Origin of the sequence: Spirillospora sp. NPDC049652 (assembly GCF_040675125.1) — a bacterium.
Classification (GTDB): domain Bacteria; phylum Actinomycetota; class Actinomycetes; order Streptosporangiales; family Streptosporangiaceae; genus Spirillospora.
The window spans coordinates 1-1,802 of sequence record NZ_JBFAOF010001232.1 but is presented as its reverse complement, the minus strand read 5'-3'; the positions used below and the strand labels follow the sequence as shown (position 1 = coordinate 1,802).

The following is a 1,802-nucleotide window of genomic DNA, read 5'->3' as shown; positions in this document are numbered from 1 at the left end:
CGGCGGGGGTGCGGCCGCAGCTCATCCGGCGGGCCGGGCGGCGACGCCGCGCCACTCCCCCGCTGCGGGTCTACGCGGGCTGGTCGCAGGGGCCGGACGTGTGGCTGGAGACCCGCGAGCTGGACGACCACGCCGAGCTCGCCTCCCTCGACCTCGCGGCCGTCGCCGCCGGGACGCCCCCCGGCTGGGGCGAGCCCGTGGAGGAGCCGGTCTTCCTGGTCTGCACGCACGGCAAGCGGAACGCCTGCTGCGCCAGGACCGGAGCGCCGCTCGCCCGATCCCTCACAAAACGTTTCGGCGACCTCGTCTGGGAGACGACCCATGTCGGAGGTGATCGATATGCGGCAAATCTGGTCTGTCTACCGCATGCCGTCTACTACGGGAACCTCGGGCCGGCTGAGGCCGAGCACGCCGCCGCCGCGTATCTGAAGGGCGCCGTCGTGCTCGACCGGCTCCGCGGACGGGCCGGACTGCCCGAGGCCGCCCAGGCCGCCGAGCACGCCGTCCGGGCGCGGACCGGGGTCCTGGACGTGGCGGGCGTGACCGTCGAGAGGCTCACGGGGAGTTCTCCGTACGAGGCGGTGGTGTCCGCCGGAGGGAACCGTTACCGAGTGGCCGTGGAACGGGGCGAAGAGTCCGGAGGATGCGGTCCGGAGTGCCAAGAGAAGCTCCAGACCCTCCTTGTTACCGACCTCACCCTTCTCAACGAGGCGGCCCTCGTGTAATCTCACCGAGGCCCCATTATTTTGCGGGTCTCCCGCCGTCTCGACCCCTCTGGCCCGGTGAACCGGGTGGGGAACAAGAGCGGCGACTCCAGACGTTGGACCATTCGGCGCTTCGGACGTTACCGGCTGAAGCACGTCGAGCGTCCATGTCCCGAAATGTTTCAGTAAAACCAACCAAGGTGGGTGTTCCATGGCTCAGGTACGTCGGCAGGCAAACCTCCCTCGTCCCTCGTGGGGCTGGCAGGACGCCGCGGCGTGCCGGGGGGAAGACCTCGTGCTCTTCTTCGGCCCGGACGGCGAGCGCCAGCCCGAGCGCGAGATCCGGGAGCGTAAGGCCAAGCAGATCTGCATGGGCTGCCCGGTCCGCAGCGAGTGCTTGGACTACGCGGTCTCCCGGCCCGAGAAGTACGGCACCTGGGGCGGCCTCAACGAGGACGAGCGCGCCTCCGAGCGGCGTCGCCGCATGCGTCGCGCCAACGCCGCCTAGCAGGCTTCACGACCCTTGCCCCTTCCTGACGGCCCAGCCCGAAGGTCGCCGACGGCAAGCCCCCGGCACGCACCTGGAAAAACGTCAACGGCCCCGCTCCGGCGGGGCCGTTCGCGTGTCCGCCGGAATGCATTCGCGTACCGCATGACAACGGCGGTGCGCGACCAATTCAGAAAACGCGCGGGACCATTTTCCGACTAGTACCGCCGGGCCATGTCCATGATCCGCTCGGCCCTACCGGCGGGTGGTTCCGGCGCGTTCCAGCAACAGCACGACATCGGCGTCGCACACCTGCTCGAAATCGTCGTACCACTCGCCCACCGCGCGGAACAGCCGGGGAGTGGCGAGGGCCACCACGGCGTCGGCCTCGCCCGCCAGGTCCCGGACCGTCGCGGCCGCCCCGACCGGCACCGCCAGCAGCAGCCGCTCCGGCTCCAGGGGCCGCAGGGCCGCCAGCGCGGCGCGCGCCGTCCCGCCCGTGGCGAGCCCGTCGTCCACCACGACGACCGGGCGGCCCCGGACCCCCGGCAGCGGCCGGTCGCCCCGGTAGGCGCGGACGCGGCGCTCCAGCTCGGCCCGCTCGGCGGCCA

The 1,802-nt window shown here is 71.7% G+C and carries 3 protein-coding genes; 2 read left to right on the top strand and 1 reads right to left on the bottom strand.

Annotated features, from left to right (window positions below):
• A partial coding sequence (locus AB0J52_RS38895) for a sucrase ferredoxin (protein ID WP_500188069.1) occupies positions 1–725 on the top strand: 725 nt, incomplete at its 5' end.
• 190 nt (positions 726–915) lie between these two features.
• Positions 916–1,212, top strand: coding sequence for a WhiB family transcriptional regulator (locus AB0J52_RS38890; protein ID WP_081640018.1), 297 nt, complete (start codon positions 916–918; stop codon positions 1,210–1,212).
• Positions 1,213–1,446: 234 nt separating this feature from the next.
• On the opposite strand, the gene AB0J52_RS38885 is transcribed toward AB0J52_RS38890, so the two are convergent.
• Positions 1,447–1,802: phosphoribosyltransferase family protein (locus AB0J52_RS38885; RefSeq protein WP_500188067.1), on the bottom strand; the 356-nt coding region annotated here is incomplete at its 5' end.